Genomic DNA, 18,652 nt, shown 5'->3' on the forward strand with positions numbered 1-18,652 from the left:
GCGAGGTTGATGCGGCGGCTCAGGAGGACACTTGCCACACCAACGCGGCGGCCAGCGCGCCGACCCCGTTGAGTGACCAGTGCAGTGCGATGGGCGCAATCAGGCTGCCGCTGCGTCGCCGCAACCAGCTGAACACGAAGCCCGCGGCCCCGGTGGCCAGCACCGCGAGCGTCACGCCGGCCACCATGCCGAAGAACCCGCCCCCGAGAACACGGGTGAAACCGACGTTGCTGCTGGTCAGGCCAAGCGATGTCGCGACATGCCACAGTCCGAACAGCAAGGAGCCGGCCGCGGCCACCCCACGAAACCCCCACGCCCGGTGCAGTGCCCCGTGCAGCGCGCCGCGGAACGCCAACTCCTCGGGGATCACGGTCTGCAGCGGGATGACGACCATCGATGCCACCAGCGCGCCGGAGACCGTGGCGTAGTGATTGTTCAAGAACATCGGTCGGGTCACGGGCAGCGTCACGCCGATCGCGATCACCGACACCACGACCACGACCGCGGCGAGCGCATAGCCGAACCCCGATTTCCAATGCGCGCGGCCCAGGCCGAGCTCGCTCCAGCTCAGGCCGTTATAGCGGACCAGGGCGATCAAGCCGATTGCGGTGGCCGGGACGGTGGCGACCGCAGCCCACGGAGTGGTGAAGTGGGCGATCAGATTGGCGAGCGCCAACACCACCACGACGACGGCGACGTCGACGAAGGCGCGGAAGTGGTTCAGCGCCGACAGCTGCGACACCAATGGGTGCCGCCCCCAGGGCACCGCGAACTCGTGGCCAGACATTGGATCGAATTCTACGCGCGACGGCGCTTCGGGGCCTGTGCGTCGTTAGGGACGCCCTACCGCCCGGCCTCGATTCGCCCTACTTAGGGCCGTGGGTCTCGCACAGCACGCGCGCCGGGTTACCGGTGGCGGTGTTCTCGCTGACCACCTTGCCGTTGACGGTGACCGTGCAGGTCAGGGCGCCGGGACCGGCGCTCTGCGCGCTCAGCGAGTACGAGGACGGACTGGCCGCGTTCGCCATCGAGCCCGTCAGCTGAATGGACCACGGCAGCGGGGCGTTGGTCGCGTGCGCCTGACCGTTCTGGCCTTGGTAGGTGATGTAGCTGGCGACCCCGGTACCGGTGAGGTCGTAGCGGACCGGCACCTTGGTGTGGTCCGGCGTCGCGCCGGCCGTCCCGACACCGGTGAGGGTGGCCGACGCGACGAGGGCGCCGAGCAGCAACGACATCGCCTTGCGGGGCATCCGGACCGGTGCGGGGTGAGCTGTCATGGCCGTCACCTTATCTCCCCGCTGTGCGGGTCTGCGCCCGATCGCCAGGTCCAGTTGGTGATCCGGGGATCGTCCTCCCCGTGCTCGCGGGTGTAGAGCCGCGCGGCCATCCGCGCATCGACCATCTGCTGGCGCAGTACCGCGTGGCGACCGCCCAGGCTCGGCACCCGGTCGATCACGTCCATCACCAAGTGGAAACGGTCCAGATCGTTGAGCATCACCATGTCGAACGGTGTTGTCGTGGTGCCGCGTTCGCGGTAGCCGCGGACATGCATCTGGTCGTGATTTGCCCGCGAGTAGGTCAGTCGGTGGATCAACCAGGGGTAGCCGTGATAGGCGAAGATCACCGGCTTGTCGCGGGTGAACAGCGCATCGAATTCGTTGTCCGGCAACCCGTGCGGGTGTTCGGTCGTCGGTTGGAGGCGCATGATGTCCACGACATTGACCACACGCACGGCGAGGTCGGGCAATTCGTCGCGCAGGATGTCGGCGGCGGCCAGGGTTTCGAGCGTAGGAATATCCCCGGCGCAGGCGAGCACCACGTCCGGCTCACCGGTGGTGGTGCCGGCCCACTCCCAGATACCCAAGCCACGAGTGCAGTGCGCCACCGCCGCCGGCATATCGAGGTAGGCCAGCGCCGGCTGCTTGCCGGCGACGATCACGTTGACGTAATTGCGGCTGCGCAGGCAGTGATCGGCCACCGACAGCAGCGTGTTGGCGTCCGGCGGCAGGTAGACCCGCACTACTTCGGGCCGCTTGTTGGCCACCAGGTCGATGAACCCGGGATCCTGGTGTGACGCCCCGTTGTGGTCCTGGCGCCAGACGTGGGAGGTCAGCAGATAGTTCAGCGAGGCGATTGGTTGGCGCCACGGGAGTTCGCGGCTGACGGCCAGCCACTTGGCGTGCTGGTTGAACATCGAGTCAACGATGTGCACGAACGCCTCATAGCAGTTGAACAGCCCGTGCCGACCAGTCAGCAGATAGCCCTCCAGCCAGCCCTGGCACAGGTGCTCCGAGAGCACCTCCAGGACTCGCCCGTCCGGGGCCAGGTGATCGTCACCGGGGACGGTCTCCGACAGCCAGACCCGGTCGGTCGTGTCGAAGACCGCCGAGAGCCGGTTGGAGGCGGTCTCGTCGGGCCCCATCAACCGGAACCGGTCGCGGTTGCGGTCGATGACGTCGCGCAGGAACGTGCCGAGCACCCGCGTGGCCTCGTGCATCTCGGTCGCGGGCCGGGTTACCGGCACCGCGTAGTCGCGAAAATCAGGCAGGTCCAGATCGCGCAGTAGCAGCCCTCCATTGGCATGCGGGTTGGCGCTCATCCGGCGGTCCCCATGCGGCGCCAGCGCCGACAGCTCCGGCAGTAGGCGTCCGGAGGAGTCGAACAGCTCCGCCGGGCGGTAGCTGCGAAGCCATTCCTCCAGTTGGCGGCGGTGCTCGGGGTCCGTGCGGGTCTGCGCGAGCGGTACCTGATGTGCCCGCCAGGTTCCCTCCACCTGGTGTCCGTCGACCACCTTCGGCCCGGTCCAGCCCTTCGGTGTGCGCAGCACGATCATCGGCCACACCGGGCGCATCGACGAGCCCTCGGTGCGCGCGGCGCGCCAGATCGCCGCGATGTCGTCGAACGCGTCATCGAGGGCGGCGGCGAGCAGTTGGTGTACGACAGCGGGATCGTCGCCGGCGACGGTGATCGGCCGGTACCCGTAACCGCGCAGCAGAGATTCCAATTCCGACTGCGGAATACGAGCCAGCACAGTGGGATTGGCGATCTTGTAGCCGTTGAGGTGCAGAATCGGCAGCACAGCGCCGTCCACGGCGGGGTTGAGAAACTTGTTCGAGTGCCAGCTGGCTGCCAGCGGTCCGGTCTCGGCCTCGCCGTCGCCGATCACGCAGGCGACCACCAGTTCGGGGTTGTCGAAGGCCGCACCGAAGGCATGCACCAGCGCGTAGCCGAGTTCGCCGCCTTCGTGGATGGAACCCGGCGTCTCGGCTGCCACGTGGCTGGGGATGCCGCCGGGAAAAGAGAACTGTCGGAACAACTTCCGGAGCCCGTCGACGTTCTCACCGATGCCCGTGTACACCTCGCCATAGGTGCCCTCGAGATAGGCGTTGGCGACCAGTGCCGGGCCGCCGTGGCCGGGTCCGGTGACGAAGATGACGTTGGCGTCGCGGTCGCGGATGATCCGGTTGAGATGCAGATAGAGCAGGTTCAGCCCTGGGGTGGTGCCCCAGTGTCCGAGCAGTCGGGGCTTGACGTGCTCAGCCCGCAGCGGTTCGGCCAGCAGGGGATTGTCCAGCAGGTAGATCTGGCCTACGGAGAGATAATTGGCGGCCCGCCAGTAGGCATCGAGGCGGGCCAGTTCATCGTCGGAGAGTGTGGGCGGTAACGGAGTCGCGTTGGCTGCACTCACCTTTTCCATTGTCGCGCCCAACTCCGAACGCGGCAACCGATTCATTACCCTGACTGCGTGCTGCTGAAATCGGTTCGTGTGCTCGATCTGGCCTGCGGCGACGCCGACGCGGTCACCCGGTTGCTGGCCGACCTGGGAGCCGACGTGCTCAAGGTGGAGCCCCCCGGTGGCAGTCCGGCGCGGGCCGCGGCACCGCTGCTGGGCGGTGTGAGCATCGCGTTCGCGCTGCACAACGCGAACAAGCGCTCCATCACGTTGGATGCCGCCGAGGAGCGCGATCGCCGCCGCTTCGAGGAGTTGGCCGGGACCGCCGACATCGTGGTGGACAGCGGCTTGCCGGGGCGCGCCGCGGACTTCGGGACCTCCTGCGCTGGTCTGGCCGACCGATTCGCTCACCTGGTGACCATGTCGGTCACCGATTTCGGGACCAGCGGTCCGCGCGCACAGTGGCAGGCCACCGACGCGGTGCTCTACGCACTCTCCGGCGCCCTGTCCCGGTCGGGCCCCACCACCGGGACCCCGGTACTGCCGCCGGACGGGATCGCCTCGGCGACCGCGGCGGTGCAGGCCGCCTGGGCGGTGCTGGTCGGCTATTTCAACCGGTTGCGCTGCGGAACCGGGGATTACATCGACTTTTCCCGGTTCGACGCGGTGGCCACTGTGCTCGATCCGATATTCGGCGCGCACGGCCAGGTCGCCGCGGCCCAGCGTGCGTCGAGCCGGTGGCGCGGGCGGCCCCGCAACCAGGACGCCTATCCGATCTACGCGTGCCGCGACGGCTACGTCCGGCTTTGCGTCATGTCCCCGCGGCAGTGGCGCGCACTGTGGAGCTGGCTGGGGGAGCCGGCCGAATACGCCGACCCCAAGTTCGGCGTGATCGGCGAACGGTTCGCTGTCTGGCCGCAGATCAGTGCCCTGATCCGTGCACTGTTCGCCAGCCAGGACATGGCGGATCTGGTCACTGCCGGGCAATCTCGTGGTGTCCCCATCGCCGCGGTCGGCGATCCTGCGCAGGTGCTGGCCGAGGAACACTTCGCGGTCGCGCAGGCGGTCACCCGGACCGAGCTGGCTCCGGGGCTGCCCGCGGTGATCCCGACCGGCTACTACGTGGTCGACGACCGGCGAGCGGGTTTTCGGACCCCCGCCCCTGCCGTTGGCGAGGGGGACGCCGGCTGGCTGGCCGAACCGTTGGCGGAGCCGACGGTGCGCGGTGCGGTCGGCGCCCGGCCGTTCGAGGATCTGCGGATCGTCGACCTGGGTGTGATCGTTGCCGGCGGGGAAGCCAGCCGGCTCTTCGGTGACCTGGGTGCCGAGATCATCAAGGTGGAGAGCGCGGCCTACCCCGACGGGCTGCGGCAGGCGCGCCCCGGGGCGGCGATGAGCGAGTCGTTCGCCTGGACGCACCGCAACAATTCCGGGCTCGGCCTGGATCTGCGCAGCCCGGCAGGCAAGGAGATCTTCACTGGCCTGGTCGGCGCCGCGGACGCGGTGTTCGCCAACTTCAAGCCAGGAACCCTTGCCGCCCTGGGCTTTTCCTACGATGACTTGCGCGCGATCAACCCGCGGATCGTCCTCGCCGAGAGCAGCGCCTTCGGTGAGTCCGGGCCGTGGAGTGACCGGATGGGCTATGGCCCACTGGTGCGTGCCACCACCGGGGTCACCGCACTATGGACGTCTCCCGACCCTGCCAGGGACACCGAGCGCCATCCGTTCTACGACGCGACCACCGTGTTCCCCGATCATGTCGTTGCGCGGGTCGCCGCCATCGGAGCGCTGGCCGCGCTGATCGGGCGCCGGAGCACCGCCGCTGGCAGCCACGTTCACGTGTCGCAGGCCGAGACCGCCGTCAACCAGCTCGACACCAGCTATGTGGCCCGCGCCGCCGGCTCGGCCGTCCAGCCGGACACCGAGGTGGATCTGGTCTGTCCGTGCGCCGGCGATGACGAATGGTGTGTGATCTCGATCCGGACCGACGCCGATATGCATGCTGTCGCTGCGGCTTTCGGCGATGAAGGATTGGCCGACGAGCCACGTTTGCGCACCGGCGCCGGTCGCACCGCTCACCGTGCGGAGCTGGCCGCGGCGTTGGGTCGCCACACCGCGGTCCATACCCCGACTGGGGTAGCCGAACTGCTGCAGGGAAGCGGCGTGGCCGCCGCGCCGATGAACCGGCCACCCGATGTCGCCGACGACCCCCAGCTGGCCCACCGTGCGGTGTTCGCGCCCATGACGCACCCGCTGATCGAGCACCCGCTGCCGGCCGAAACCGGCCCCGCTCCCTTCCGCAATATCCCGGTGGCGCCGCAGCGGCCCGCACCGCTGCCCGGTCAGGACACGCGGGAGATTTGCCGGTCGCTGCTCGGACTCGACGACGGCGAGACCGACCGGTTGATCGCCGACGGCGTGCTGTTCACCGGCGGTTCAGCGAGGCTCGACGGAGGAGAGGCGAAGCTGCGACCGCCGCATGAGCCCGGCGGATTAGTCTGACGTCCATGCCTGTCGACCCCCGGACACCGGTACTGATCGGCTACGGCCAGGTCAACCACCGCGACGACACCGACGCGATAGAACCCGTCGATCTCATGGTTGCCGCGGCACGCCATGCCGCCCACGACCGGGTGCTGCGTGCGGTCGACTCGATTCGGGTGGTGAACCTGCTCTCAGCGCGTTACCGCGATCCGGGCGCGTTGCTCGGACAGCGGATCGGGGCGCAGCGCCCCGCCACCCGGTACAGCCCGGTGGGCGGCAACGTGCCGCAGTCCCTGGTGAATCAGGCCTGCCTGGACATCCGCGACGGCCGAGCCGGCGTCGTGCTGGTGGCCGGCGGCGAGACGTGGCGCACCCGGACCAGGCTGCGGCGTGCCGGCGGCAAACTGGCCTGGACGCAGCAGGACGACTCGGTCCCGATAGCCCAATGCGAGGGCGAAGACGTGCCGATGGTCGGCCCGGCCGAAGAGCGCATCGGATTGGACCGGCCCGCCTACGTCTACCCACTGTTCGAACAGGCGTTGCGGATCGCCGCGGGGGAGAAGGTCGAAGACCACCGCCGGCGCATCGGTGAACTGTGGTCTCGGTTCAATGCGGTCGCAGTCGACAACCCGCACGCGTGGATCCGGAACCCGGTGGCCGCGGAGGAGATCTGGCAGCCGGGTCCGAAGAACCGGATGATCAGCTGGCCCTACACCAAGTTGATGAACTCCAACAACATGGTCGATCAGGCGGCCGCGCTGGTGCTCACCTCGGTTCAGACCGCCACCGAGTTGCGGATCCCCACCGAGAACTGGATTTTCCCGCAGGCCGGTACCGACGCCCACGACACCTATGCCATTGCCAACCGCGCCGAACTGCACCGATCGCCGGCGATCCGGATCGCGGGGGCCCGGGCATTGGAGCTGGCCGGGGCCGGTGTCGGCGACATCGATCACGTCGACCTGTACTCGTGCTTCCCGTCTGCGGTGCAGGTGGCGGCGGCCGAACTCGGGCTTGCCGTCGATGACCCCGGCCGGCCGCTGACGGTGACCGGCGGGCTCACCTTCGCCGGTGGCCCATGGAACAACTACGTCATGCATTCGATCGCCACCCTGGCCGAACTGCTGGTGGCCAATCCCGGGCGGCGCGGCCTGATCACCGCCAACGGCGGCTACCTGACCAAGCACAGTTTCGGGGTGTACGGAACGCAGCCGCCACCGGAGGGATTCCGTTGGGAGGACGTGCAACCCGAGGTGGACGCGCAGGCCACTCGGCCGTCGGTGGTGCAGTGGCAGGGGATCGGTGAGGTGGAGTCGTGGACCACACCGTTCGATCGCGACGGACGCCCGCTGCAGGCGTTCTTGGCGGTCCGCACGCCCGACGGTTCGCGGACCCTGGCGGTGCTGCGAGACCCCGATGCCGCCGAGTCGACGGTGCGCGAGGATATCGCCGGTGCTTCGGTCGACGTGCATGAAGACGGCACCGCGACGCTGCGCTAGGTGGTCAGCCGGTCCGGGTTGACGGGTGCCTGGGCGTTGATCAACGCCTTGATGTCGTCGAGGCCCTCCCAGATGTTGACGTTCATCCCGGCGAGCACCCGGTTGTCGTCATCGAGCCAGAAGCTGGTGTATTCGCGGCCGGTGGGATCGCCGCGAAACACCACGCGGGCGTAGTGCGGCGCGTAGCCGACATACTCCATGCCGAGGTCGTATTGGTCGGTGAAAAAATAGGGCAGCTCGGTGTATTCGGCGGCTTCGCCGAGCATGCCGGACACAGCGACCGCCGGTTGTTTGAGGGCGTTGGCCCAGTGCTCGGTCCGGATCCGGGTGCCGAACAACGGATGCTGCGCGGCCGCGATGTCGCCGACGGCATAGATGTCGGGGTCGCTGCTGCGCAGCCCGGCGTCCACGACCACGCCGCCGTCACTGGTGGAAAGGCCGGCCTGCTGGGCCAATTCGATGTTGGGCTGGGCGCCGACCGCGACGAGCACTGCGTCCGCGCGGATCTGCGAGCCGTCGCCCAGTCGCAGGCCGGCGGCGGCACCGCCGGCGGTGGTGATCTCGGCGACCGTCGCCCCGGTACGCAGGTCGACGCCATGCTCGCGGTGCAGGTCGGCGAAGACCGCGGCGTTCTCCGCGCCGAGACCGGCCAGCAGCGGCAGCGCGGCACTTTCGACCACGGTGACGTCGACGCCGCGCTGGCGTGCGGCTGCGGCCACCTCCATACCGATCCAGCCCGCACCCACCACCGCCAGCGAATCACCGCTCGCCAGCGCCGAATCCAGCGCCGAGGCATCCTCGAAAGTCCGCAGATAGTGCACGCGCGGGGCGTCGGCTCCCGGGATCGGTAGCCGCCGCGACCGTGAACCCGTCGCCAACAGCAGTCTGTCGTAGCCAAGGCTGGTGCCGTCGGACAGCGTGACGCTGTGAGCGGACGGATCCACACTGGTGACGCGGTTACCCAGCCGTAGGTCGATCTTGTGGTCGCGGTACCAGGATTGGGGTTTCACGGTGAAGTCGTCGAGGGTCTTCTTGCCCGCGAGGAATTCCTTGGACAATGGTGGCCGCTCGTAAGGCAGCTGTTGTTCCTCCCCGACAAGCACGATCGTTCCGTCGAAGTTCTTGTCGCGGAGTGCTTCGGCGGCCTTGGCCCCGGCCAGACCGGCGCCGACGATCACGAACGTGGCCGATGTCGACACGTGTTGTCCTCCGCTCGTCATTCGGTCAGCCGCTCGCGGACACCGGCGTCGGCGGAGTAGCGCACCAGAGCCGCAGCGAGCTCGGCATTGCGACCCTGCGACAGTGCACCGAGTTGCTTTGCGTCACTGGGTAACCCGAGATCGCGCGCGGCATCCAGCGCGCGGTCGTCGAAGGTAGAGCGGGCCCAGGGCCACACGTCTTGGACCTCGCGGAGAAAGATGCTCGCACCGACATCACCGATTCCCTTGAAGGACTTCAACGCCTCGGCGGCCGCTGCGATGTCGCGCCCGCTGCGTTCCGCCAGCAGCCGAAGATCGCCGCCGTAGTCCGTCTGCACCGCTTCGGCCAACTCGACCAGCATGGTGGCCGAACTCTCGTCGTAGCGGCGGTAATGGGCCCGGCCCATGGCGTCGATCAGCGTTTGTCGATCGGCTTCGAGCACCTTGTGCGGGGTACGCAACCCGCACTTGAACAGCTCGCGGGCGGCGCGGGCCGCGATGCTGGCGTCGATGGGCTTGCTGGCAAGCATGCACAGCATCAGCAGCTGGAACAGCGGCATGGGCTGGTTGCGCAACCGGATGCCGGCCTCTTGGGCATAGGTGGTTCCCGCACGCCGCAGCAATCGGCGTACCAGTTCCTTGTGGGCAATCACAGCAGCGCATATACCCGGATTCGTCGTAGCGAAAACCCGCCACGACCCGCGGGTGCGCGAGCGCTAGTGCGAGAGGCTGCGCGCCGGATATCTCGGAGCGGTCTGGGCTACGTCGATGATCTCCAGGCCGACAGCCGCCAGCATCTCCGGGATCGCCCGCACGAAGATCCGGTCGACCTCAGCGACCTCGGGTGGCAATTGCTCCATCGGCACCAGGTGCGGGTCCTTCTTGAGCACCGGGTCTTCGTCGCCCAGAGTCCAACCGGCGTCGAGCTTCTCGTGCATCCACCGGTCGTGCTCCATGGTGCCCAGCTTGTCCATCTCGTCGTCGGTGAACTGGAAGTCGCGGGCATGCCAGTTGCGCAGGGGAGCGATGACGCAGCCGATGCTGCGCAGCTTCACCCCGATGTGGCGGGCTTGGGCCCGGCTGGAGTCCTTGAGCGCATCCGCCAACTCCGGCCAGGGCGGGGGCGCCGGCGCGCCAGCGGGTTGCATCAGGCAGTAGCGCCGGTGGATTTCGTGGGCAACGGCCTCCAGGGATCCGCCCTCGACGAGCTCCACGGTGCAGGTCTCCTGCAGAGTCCGGAACACCGTGACCCCGGAGCCGCCGAGCGCCTGCTCCTCGAGCAGGTCGGCCACACCGTAGGCGCGTGAGATGGTGGTGACCACCGGTACGGTGTTGTCGAGGGCGCGGCGCAGGTTCAACGCCGACTCGACGTTGCGTTCGTCGTGGTAGCCGGTCACGTAGGCCTGGGTAATCGGGCAGTCGGTGTCCTGCGCCACCCGATCGATGTCGCGTACCGAGGCAGGCGAGCAGTGGAATTCGCAGACTTCCTCGAGGGAGGGGTAATTGGCCACTAGCTTGGCCACCTTGGCAGCGGCCTGGTCGTCGAGCACCGTCACCCGCAGGGGCTGGTCGTCTACGCGTTCCTCGTGCCATTGGCGGGCTGCCTGAAACACCAATCCCGATCCGACGCCATCAAGGTGGGCGACGGCGATGTGGGGCCGCTGCACGATTCGCACCGGATGTTCGGCCAGTAGCAGCCGAGCGCCGACAGTGTCGATGTTGAAGAAGTCGACGACCATCCGGTCATCGCCGCGATTGAACTCCGCGAGCCGCAACAGCACGCATAGCCCGGGGTCCTCGATGCGCGCCAGGCAGCGCAAGTGGTCTTTGCTTGAGCGGCCGAAGGTCCTGCGTGAAATCTTGGAGTCATCGGCCAAACGACGTGCCAGCGTGACGATTTCGGTGTTGGCAACGCTGTCCGATGTCACCGCGAGCAGCCGGGCTGCGCGCCGCACTCCAGCTGATTCAAGGGTTGCGCTGAGCTGAGCGTCGCCGAGGACGACCGGGAATCCCCAGTTGCGGCAAGTCCTGATTCGAGGGTTGGCCTCATCGGACTCGATGATGACGGCCCGGTATCCCGCGGCACGGAGCTCGCGGACGAACTCGAACCCGGCATAGCCCAGACCGCAGACCACCACATGCCCGTGCTTGAACGGGATAAGCAGTTGCTGCACCCGATCCCGGAACATCGATACCAGCGCAATGAGCGCCGCCCACCCGGCTACCACCGGCGCCAGGAAGCGTGCGATATCTAGGGCGGGGCCGACGTGGTTCTCCGGTTGGGGGGCCGCGTGCAGGAAGAACAACTTGACCGCGCCATAGACCGCGTCGGAGTACGAATGCTCGCCTCCCTCGTAGGAGCCGTAGCCCCAGAGCCCCAGCACGAAGGCAACGATCCCCGCCGGGATCAGCAGCCAGTACCAGTGTGGATCGGTCAGCCCGGTCAGCACCTTGTGCTGCAGCGTCTCCGGTGGCGGGGCTTCGCGCCCGGGCTTTGCCTGAGCACTCGGTTCGGCCGCGGGACCGGTCATCGACACTTCTCCTCCTGCGCTTTTTGGGCGGGGCCGAACGGCCCATCACAAAAGCGCTCTGCTCTCGTACACTAACCCGGACGCAGGACGACCGATATCGGCCTTCAGTCTTACAAACTGGAGGACGATTCGGTGCGCTTCTGCGCGCACCAGCTCTGGAGAGGCCCATGCTGTTTGTCAGTTACGCCAGCCAGGATCGCGCGTCAGTCGATCCGCTGGTTTCCGTCCTGCGCCGCGCCGACCAGCAGGTGTGGCTGGACGAAGAGCTGGGCGGTGGTGAGGCGTGGTGGCAGACGATCCTGGACCGGATTCGGTGTTGCTCGGTGTTCGTCGTCGCTTTGTCCAACAACTCACTGCGGTCCAAGCCCTGTCAGGCGGAGTTGGCCTACGCGCGGGCGCTGCAACGACCGGTTCTGCCGGTGCAGATCGGCCCGGTCGACAGTGTGCGTGTGACCCCACTTGCGGCGACTCAGATCATCGACTACCGGATGCGTGACGCCGCCGCCCACGCTCGATTGGTCGCCGCCCTGCAGAGCTTGTCGCGCCGTGCGGTACCGCTGCCCGCACAGTTGCCGGAGGAGCCGATGGTGCCCTTCGCCTACCTGATGCGGCTCTCGTCGGAGTTGTCGGGACCCGAGCTGAGCTACCACAAGCAGGGCGAACTCGTCTTGGAGCTTCGTTCGCGGCTCGACGAGGACTGTCACGATCCCACTGTCCGCAACGACATCGTCCAGCTCCTGTGCCGGTTGCGCGACCGGCCGGACGTTACCGTGCGAACCCGAACCGACGTCGACGCGGTTCTGGCCGCCAATGACCCGAGCTTCACTGCCGCCACCGTCGGCATGCCGGTCGCCGCGGTTACCGGGCCGAGGCCCGTGATCGCCCGGCCGGCGCCCGAAGTCACGCGGGCCAGTGCGGACGGTTCGGATCGCGCTGGCGCCGCTCAGCGACCTCGGGGAGGGCCGGCGAAGAAGCTGCTGCTCGCCGGCGCGGCCGTGGCGGTGGCGGCGGCCGGCGCGCTGGCATTCGGACTGACCCGCACTCCACCGGAGGCGCCGGCACCGAATCTGGCCGCTGACGACGACGTACAGGCTGTGATGGCCACCCCCGCAATGGAGACCGTGCAGGCCGACCTCGAAGCGCTCAAGCCCGCCGGAGCAATAACGGCGTCACAGCCGGAATGCTTGGGTGTTCTCTACCCGGGCTTGGACGAGGTTTACCGGGACAGCCAGGCCCAGCGGGCGGCGTGGAAGGTGCTGGAGGAGCCGGGCGGCCTGCAACGCGCCGGCGTCAACGGCCGGCCTTTCGTGGACCAGGACATTGTGGCGTTCGCCCCGAACTCCGGGCGGGCGGCGGCGTTCGTTGAGCAGTCGGTGGCGCAGTGGCGGGGTTGTGCGGGCCAGGCGGTGACGGTGACCTACCCAGACCACAACACTTACACCTGGAATATCGGGGACGCCGTGGGTAGTGCACCGCGGATCTCGCAGACCTACACCCTGGGTTCCGAGGGCTACGGTTGCCAGCGGGTGCTCAACGCGGTGGCCGACACGGTAATCGACGTCAAAGCCTGTGGCGAGCACATCACCGACGAGGCGGGTGCGCTCAACGACATGATCGCCGCCCTGGTGACGCGGGCTCCCGCGTTCTGAGCGAGGCGCGCCGCGGCTACCGGCGCGGCACCAGTCGTTGCAACTGGGTGACATGCTGCGGCGTCAGCTCGGACAGGTCGCTGACCCCGAGTAGTCGCATGGTGCGCCGGATCTGCTCGGCGAGGATGTCGATCACGCGCTGCACGCCGGCCTGCCCGCCGGCCATCAGGCCATAGAGGTAGGCCCGGCCGATCAGGGTGCAGCGGGCACCCAGCGCGATCGCCGCGACGATGTCGGCGCCGGACATGATGCCGGTGTCCAGCAGGATTTCGGTGTCGGCCCCTACCTCGCGCGCCACTTCGGGCAGCAGCTGGAACGGTACCGGCGCTCGATCGAGCTGGCGGCCGCCGTGGTTGGACAGCACGATGCCGTCCACACCCCGATCGACCACCGCGCGGGCATCGGCGAGGCTCTGGATGCCTTTGACGACGAACCGGCCCGGCCATTGGGACTTGACCCAGGCCAGATCGTCGAAGGTGAGGCTCGGATCGAACATGGTGTCCATGTACTGCGCGACGGTGCCCGACCATCGGTCCAGCGAGGCAAAGGACAACGGTTCGGTGGTGAGCAGGTCGAACCACCAGGCCGGATGCACCGCGGCATCGGCGACCGTGCGCAGCGTCAGTGCCGGTGGGATGGACATGCCGTTGCGGGAGTCGCGTCGCCGCGCTCCGGCGACCGGACAGTCGACGGTCGCCAGCAGGGTGTCGTAGCCGGCTTCGGCGGCGCGCCGCAGCAGCGCCATCGACCGGTCGCGGTCATGCCACATGTACAGCTGAAACCAGCGGCGTGCCCTGGGAGCGGCCGCAGCGACATCTTCGATCGAGGCGGTGCCCAAGGTCGACAGCGCGAACGGGATACCGGCGGCCTCGGCGGCGCGGGCGCCGGCCAGCTCGCCCGCGGTGTGCATCAGGCGGGTGAAGCCGGTCGGTGCGATCGCGAACGGCAACGCCACCGGCGCGCCGAGCACCTCGCGGCTGGTGTCGACAGTTGAGACGTCGCGCAGGATGGCCGGATGAAACTCGATGTCCCGGAAGGCCTGTCGGGCTCGTTCCAGCGAGATCTCGTCTTCGGCGGCGCCGTCGGTGTAGTCGAAGGCGGCTCGGGGAGTGCGCCGTTTGGCGAGCAGGCGTAGGTCTTCGACGGTCAGTGCCGTCTCAAGTCGACGCGCGGTGCGGTTCAACCGTGGCCTGCGGAAACGGATCAGTGGTGCAAGATCACCGATCCTGGGAACGCGCCGCCTGATCGCCGACATCGCTGACTCCTTCCCTGCTGCACGTCGAACTGTGCCACGGTTGATGGCATGGCCGGAAGCACCGACCCATTCGGGCTACAGCGTTTCGTCGACGCACAGGCCGCGGTGTACGACACCGTGATCGCCGAATTGCGTGCCGGCCGCAAGCGCAGCCACTGGATGTGGTTCGTCTTTCCGCAGCTCGCCGGCTTGGGGGGCAGCGCGATGGCCCAGCGTTACGGCATCGCGTCGCCCGCCGAGGCACGCGCCTACCTGGCGCACGCCGTGCTGGGACCGCGACTGCAGGAGTGCGTGGGCCTGATCAACGCGGTCGGTGGCCGGTCCATCGAGGAGATCTTGGGCTGGCCCGACGACATTAAACTGCGTTCCTCGATGACGTTGTTCGGGCGGGCGTGTGAGGGTGGTGGCCACGTCGGCCGGTGCTGCTGCCGCGACTTTCGTGCGGTGCTGGACCGCTATTACGACGGGCAGGAGGATCCGGTGACCCTGGACCGACTGGCGTGGCTTGCCCGCGGGTGAGGATTACCGATTTTGGTAGCGGGCCCTAAACAGCGCCTTCAAGTCCTGTTCGAATTCCGGCGCCGGCCCGTCGACCACCGCGTGGGGAGCGACTGTGGTGATCGGCAGCGGGGCCACCGGGGCCGCCGGCACCTGCAGCTCGCGCAGCCATTCGGTCAGTTGCGCCGCCGATGAGGCGTAGACGATCCGGCCCAATCCGACCCAGGCGTGGGCCGCGGCGCACATCGTGCAATGTTCGCCAGAGGTGTAAACGGTGGTCTGGATACGTTGCGCCGGAATGAGATTGGCCACCGCCCACTGGGCGATGGTGAACTCGGGATGGCGGGTGGCATCGCCGTCGCCGGCCCGGTTGCGGTCCTCGAAGAGCACCGTGCCGTCGGCGTCGACCAGCAGGGATCCGAACGGATCGTCGCCGTGTATCAAAGCCTCGCCGGCCAATTCGACGCAGCGGGCCAGATGACCACGGTCGGCGTCGCTGAGCGTCACGAGATCAAAGTCTACGGCGCGCGCCGGGCATCGCCCGGCGCGCGCCGATAGGGACTGGACCGCCTTGTAACGCCTAGGTAGCGGTCGGGTCGGCGCTGGCGGCGAAGACCGCCTGCGCCACCCCGGCCACGATCGAGGCGACCTTGAGAGCTTCCAGCACCGCTTCGCGGCCGACGCCCGCCTCCCGAACGACCTGTTCGTGGGAGGCAACGCACGCCTGGCAGCCGTTGATGGCCGAGACGGCGAAGCTCCACAGTTCGAAGTTGGCCTTGTCGACCCCCGGGTTGCCGATGATGTTCATCCGCAACCCGGGCCGCAGGTCGTCGTAGCTGCCGTCCAGGAAGTGCCGACCACGGTAGAACACGTTGTTCATGCCCATGATCGACGCGGCGCCCAGGGCGGCCTGATAGGCCTCCGCCGACAGGTTGTCGGCGGCCTCGGCCCCGATCTCGGCCAGCACTGTGGCGTTGCGGGTGGCCGCGGCAGTGGCCAGCAGGCTGCCCCAGAGCTGTTCTTCGTTCAGGACCGTGGTGCGGGCGATCGAACCCAGGTTGAGCTTGAGGTCCTTGGCGTACTCCGGGATCGCGTTCTTGAGGTTCTCAATACTCATTGGCGCTGTTCCTCCTCATCCTGGCGCCCGACATCACCGCGAGCGCGATTCATCCGGCTGCGATCTAGAGAGATTCCTTGAGCAGCTCGCCGACGTTCAGGGTGGCCTCGCCCTTCTTCCAGTTGCAGGCGCACAGCTCGTCGGACTGCAGGGCGTCGAGCACCCGCAGCACCTCGTCGACGTTGCGGCCCACCGACCCGGCGGTCACCGAGACGAACTGAATCTCGTTGTTGGGGTCGACGATGAAGGTGGCCCGGTCAGCGACCCCGTCGGCGTTGAGCACGCCGGTGGCCTCGACCAGCTCGCGCTTGAGGTCGGCGAGCATCGGGAACGGCAGCGTCTTGAGGTCCGCGTGATCGAGGCGCCAGTTGTAGTGCACGAACTCGTTGTCGGTCGACGCCCCGAGAACCTGCGCGTCGCGGTCGGCGAACTCGTCGTTCAGCTTGCCGAACGCGGCGATCTCGGTGGGGCACACGAAGGTGAAGTCCTTGGGCCAGAAGAAGATGATCCGCCACTTGCCCTTGTGGTCGTCGCTGGTGATGGTGGTGAAGAAGTCCTCGGGACCCTTCGCGTCGATCTTGGTCAGATCGCCCGCGACCAACGCGGTCAGGCTGTAGGCCGGGAACTGGTCGCCGATGGTCAGCAGTGCCATGTCACTCCTCATGGTTTTGAGTTTTAAGGGTGTTCGGGGCGAGTCGATCGCCCGCAGGCTCCATCCTGCCTCATCTTGATTAAAAATGAAAGGTGATGCTTTGCACTATACTAATCGGCATGGCCGATACAAGTTATCATCCGACGCTGGCGGGGCTGCGGGCGTTCACCGCCGTGGCCGAGAAGCACCACTTCAGCCTGGCAGCCGCCGGGCTGGGCCTGAGCCAGTCAACGCTGTCGCAGGCCTTGTCGTCGTTGGAGGCCGGGTTGGGCGTCCAACTCATCGAGCGCTCCACCCGGCGGGTCTTCCTGACCGCCGAGGGGCAGCAATTGCTGCCGCACGCCCACGCAGTGTTGGATGCGGCGGCGCAGTTCTCGGCGGCTGCCGCCGGGGTGGCCGACCCGCTGCAGGGTGCCATGCGGCTCGGACTGATCCCGACGGTGGCGCCGTATGTGCTGCCCGCTGTGCTGGCCGGATTGTCCGAACAACTGCCGGACCTCAATCTGCGCGTGATCGAAGACCAGACCGAACGGCTGCTCACTGGGCTGCGCGAGGGCGCGGTCGACGCGGCCGTGATGGCGTTACCGGCTGAGGTGCCCGGACTGAGTGAAATACCGATCTACGAGGAGGATTTCGTGTTGGCGCTGCCGCCCGGCCACGCGCTGGCCGGTAAGCGTCGGGTACCGCCGACCGCGCTGGCGGACCTACCGTTGCTGCTGCTCGACGAGGGCCATTGCCTGCGCGACCAGACCTTGGAGATCTGCCGTAACGCGGGAGTTCGTGCCGAGTTGGCCACCACCCGCGCCGCATCGTTGGCCACCGCGGTCCAGTGCGTCAATGGTGGGCTGGGGGTGACGTTGATTCCGCAGACCGCGGTGGCGGTCGAAGCGGAGCGCAACGGGCTGGCATTGGCCTACTTCGCGCCGCCTCGGCCGGGCCGACGGATCGGGCTGGTGTTTCGCACCTCCAGTGGACGCGACGAGTCCTATCGGCGGCTGGCGGGCATCATCGGCGGCGTCGTCGCCGCGGGCCACCAGGTCGCGCTGGTCTGAGTAGCGTCGCGGTCGCGGGTCGGTCGGCGGCGTTTAGGCTGCACGGGTGATCCTGACGATCGAAGACGAGAACCGGGTTCGGACTCTCACGCTGAATCGCCCCGAGGCGCTCAACGCGTTCAACGAGGCGCTCTACGACGCCACCGCCGAGGCGTTGCTTGCCGCCGCCGAGGACCCCGAGGTCGCGGTGGTCCTGATCACCGGGGCGGGCCGGGCGTTCAGCGCCGGCACCGACCTGGCTGAGATGCAGGCCATGGTGACCGACCCGGATTTCGTGCCCGGTAAACACGGCTTTCGCGGTCTCATCGCCGCGCTGGGGCAATTCCCGAAGCCGCTGATCTGCGCCGTCAACGGTCTCGGCCTGGGGATCGGAACGACGATCCTGGGCTTCGCCGACCTGGCGTTCATGTCATCGAGCGCGAGGCTGAAGTGTCCGTTCACCAGCCTGGGGGTGGCCCCGGAGGCGGCCTCGTCCTACCTGCTTCCGCGATTGATGGGACGGCAGAACGCGGCCTGGCTACTGATGTCCTCGGAGTGGATCATCGCTGACGAGGCGCTGCGGATGGGCTTGGTCTTCGCGGTCTGCGAGCCCGACGGGCTCCTGGGCGAGGCCCGCCGGCATGCGGAAGTTCTTGCATCCCGGCCGATTTCGAGCCTGATGGCGGTCAAGAGTGCGATGGTCGAGCCGACGCGGGCAGAGACCCTGGCTGCGGTCGAGCGGGAGAACGCGTTCTTCGCCGAGCTCTTGGGTGGCCAAGCCAACGCCGATGCGCTGGCCGAATTCACCGGCCGGCGAGGCGGCGAATCAGTGTGACCCGACGGGGCTGATGTCCAGCGCGAGGCGCCGCAGCGCTCCGTTGTCGGCGGCGGTGGGCGTCGCGGCCAGGGTGGCCTCGATGATGCCGCGAACGGTGCAGCGGCACCGGCCGCAGTCGCCACCCGCGCCGCACATCGCGGCTACCTCTTTCGACGTCGACGCCCCGGCGGCGACGGCGTCGGACACCATCTGATTGGTGGCTCCGACACACAGGCATACGTACATG

General features: G+C 67.9%; 17 protein-coding genes. 6 read left to right on the forward strand and 11 right to left on the reverse strand.

Annotation, left to right across the window (positions count from 1 at the left end; genetic code table 11):
- Nucleotides 1-19 precede the first annotated feature (19 nt).
- The 3 genes from RCP37_RS10105 to RCP37_RS10115 form a co-directional block, all read right to left on the reverse strand.
- Nucleotides 20-787 carry a CPBP family intramembrane glutamic endopeptidase gene (locus tag RCP37_RS10105; protein WP_308486708.1) on the reverse strand — a complete coding sequence of 256 codons (768 nt, stop codon included), beginning with the start codon at nt 785-787 and terminating at the stop codon, nt 20-22.
- 79 nt (nt 788-866) lie between these two features.
- Nucleotides 867-1,277 (reverse strand): MmpS family transport accessory protein, encoded by a 411-nt coding sequence (locus RCP37_RS10110; protein WP_308486709.1) that lies wholly within the window; start codon nt 1,275-1,277, stop codon nt 867-869.
- Between the two features lie 5 nt (nt 1,278-1,282).
- Nucleotides 1,283-3,688 carry a phosphoketolase family protein gene (locus RCP37_RS10115; protein WP_308486710.1) on the reverse strand — a complete coding sequence of 802 codons (2,406 nt, stop codon included), beginning with the start codon at nt 3,686-3,688 and terminating at the stop codon, nt 1,283-1,285.
- Between the two features lie 39 nt (nt 3,689-3,727).
- Here RCP37_RS10115 and RCP37_RS10120 point away from each other — a divergent pair, with 39 nt between their 5' ends.
- Both RCP37_RS10120 and RCP37_RS10125 read left to right on the forward strand, forming a co-directional pair.
- Nucleotides 3,728-6,175, forward strand: a complete 2,448-nt coding sequence (locus RCP37_RS10120) for a CoA transferase (RefSeq protein WP_308487024.1) — start codon at nt 3,728-3,730, stop codon at nt 6,173-6,175.
- 5 nt (nt 6,176-6,180) lie between these two features.
- Nucleotides 6,181-7,656: an acetyl-CoA acetyltransferase gene (locus RCP37_RS10125; protein WP_308486711.1), complete on the forward strand. Its 1,476-nt coding sequence runs from the start codon at nt 6,181-6,183 to the stop codon at nt 7,654-7,656.
- Here RCP37_RS10125 and RCP37_RS10130 read toward each other — a convergent pair.
- The 3 genes from RCP37_RS10130 to RCP37_RS10140 form a co-directional block, all read right to left on the reverse strand.
- The gene (locus RCP37_RS10130) at nt 7,653-8,855 is read right to left on the reverse strand and encodes an NAD(P)/FAD-dependent oxidoreductase (protein ID WP_308486712.1); all 1,203 of its coding nucleotides are present in this window, start codon (nt 8,853-8,855) and stop codon (nt 7,653-7,655) included. The two genes, RCP37_RS10125 and RCP37_RS10130, sit on opposite strands and share 4 nt — an antisense overlap.
- A 17-nt stretch (nt 8,856-8,872) precedes the next feature.
- A complete protein-coding gene (locus RCP37_RS10135) occupies nt 8,873-9,508 on the reverse strand; it encodes an HhH-GDP family DNA glycosylase (protein ID WP_308486713.1) in 636 nt (211 codons plus the stop codon).
- A gap of 63 nt (nt 9,509-9,571) precedes the next feature.
- A complete protein-coding gene (locus tag RCP37_RS10140; protein ID WP_308486714.1) occupies nt 9,572-11,386 on the reverse strand; it encodes an NAD-binding protein in 1,815 nt (604 codons plus the stop codon).
- 167 nt (nt 11,387-11,553) lie between these two features.
- Here RCP37_RS10140 and RCP37_RS10145 point away from each other — a divergent pair, with 167 nt between their 5' ends.
- Nucleotides 11,554-13,035: a sensor domain-containing protein gene (locus tag RCP37_RS10145; protein WP_308486715.1), complete on the forward strand. Its 1,482-nt coding sequence runs from the start codon at nt 11,554-11,556 to the stop codon at nt 13,033-13,035.
- A 16-nt stretch (nt 13,036-13,051) separates the two neighbouring features.
- Here the strand turns inward: RCP37_RS10145 and RCP37_RS10150 are convergent, their stop codons facing one another.
- Complete coding sequence (locus tag RCP37_RS10150) at nt 13,052-14,290, reverse strand: alpha-hydroxy acid oxidase (RefSeq protein ID WP_308486716.1); 1,239 nt, start codon at nt 14,288-14,290, stop codon at nt 13,052-13,054.
- Nucleotides 14,291-14,338: 48 nt separating this feature from the next.
- On the opposite strand from RCP37_RS10150, the gene RCP37_RS10155 reads away from it, so the two are divergent.
- On the forward strand, nt 14,339-14,809 hold the full coding sequence (locus RCP37_RS10155; RefSeq protein ID WP_308486717.1) for a DUF1810 domain-containing protein: 471 nt from the start codon (nt 14,339-14,341) through the stop codon (nt 14,807-14,809).
- Nucleotides 14,810-14,812: 3 nt separating this feature from the next.
- Here RCP37_RS10155 and RCP37_RS10160 read toward each other — a convergent pair whose 3' ends face one another.
- From RCP37_RS10160 to RCP37_RS10170, 3 genes are all read right to left on the reverse strand, one after another.
- Nucleotides 14,813-15,295: a nucleoside deaminase gene (locus RCP37_RS10160; protein ID WP_308486718.1), complete on the reverse strand. Its 483-nt coding sequence runs from the start codon at nt 15,293-15,295 to the stop codon at nt 14,813-14,815.
- Nucleotides 15,296-15,368: 73 nt separating this feature from the next.
- Nucleotides 15,369-15,905: an alkylhydroperoxidase, AhpD family gene (gene ahpD, locus RCP37_RS10165; protein ID WP_046285444.1), complete on the reverse strand. Its 537-nt coding sequence runs from the start codon at nt 15,903-15,905 to the stop codon at nt 15,369-15,371.
- Nucleotides 15,906-15,969: 64 nt separating this feature from the next.
- On the reverse strand, nt 15,970-16,557 hold the full coding sequence (locus RCP37_RS10170) for a peroxiredoxin (protein WP_308486719.1): 588 nt from the start codon (nt 16,555-16,557) through the stop codon (nt 15,970-15,972).
- 119 nt (nt 16,558-16,676) lie between these two features.
- On the opposite strand from RCP37_RS10170, the gene RCP37_RS10175 reads away from it, so the two are divergent.
- Both RCP37_RS10175 and RCP37_RS10180 read left to right on the forward strand, forming a co-directional pair.
- The gene (locus RCP37_RS10175) at nt 16,677-17,609 is read left to right on the forward strand and encodes a hydrogen peroxide-inducible genes activator (RefSeq protein ID WP_308486720.1); all 933 of its coding nucleotides are present in this window, start codon (nt 16,677-16,679) and stop codon (nt 17,607-17,609) included.
- Between the two features lie 46 nt (nt 17,610-17,655).
- Nucleotides 17,656-18,423: an enoyl-CoA hydratase/isomerase family protein gene (locus tag RCP37_RS10180; protein ID WP_308486721.1), complete on the forward strand. Its 768-nt coding sequence runs from the start codon at nt 17,656-17,658 to the stop codon at nt 18,421-18,423.
- Here the strand turns inward: RCP37_RS10180 and RCP37_RS10185 are convergent.
- Nucleotides 18,415-18,651 (reverse strand): (2Fe-2S)-binding protein, encoded by a 237-nt coding sequence (locus RCP37_RS10185; protein WP_308486722.1) that lies wholly within the window; start codon nt 18,649-18,651, stop codon nt 18,415-18,417. The two genes, RCP37_RS10180 and RCP37_RS10185, sit on opposite strands and share 9 nt — an antisense overlap.
- Nucleotide 18,652 lies beyond the last annotated feature (1 nt).

The organism is Mycolicibacter sp. MU0102 (genome assembly GCF_963378105.1).
GTDB lineage: Bacteria > Actinomycetota > Actinomycetes > Mycobacteriales > Mycobacteriaceae > Mycobacterium > Mycobacterium holstebronense.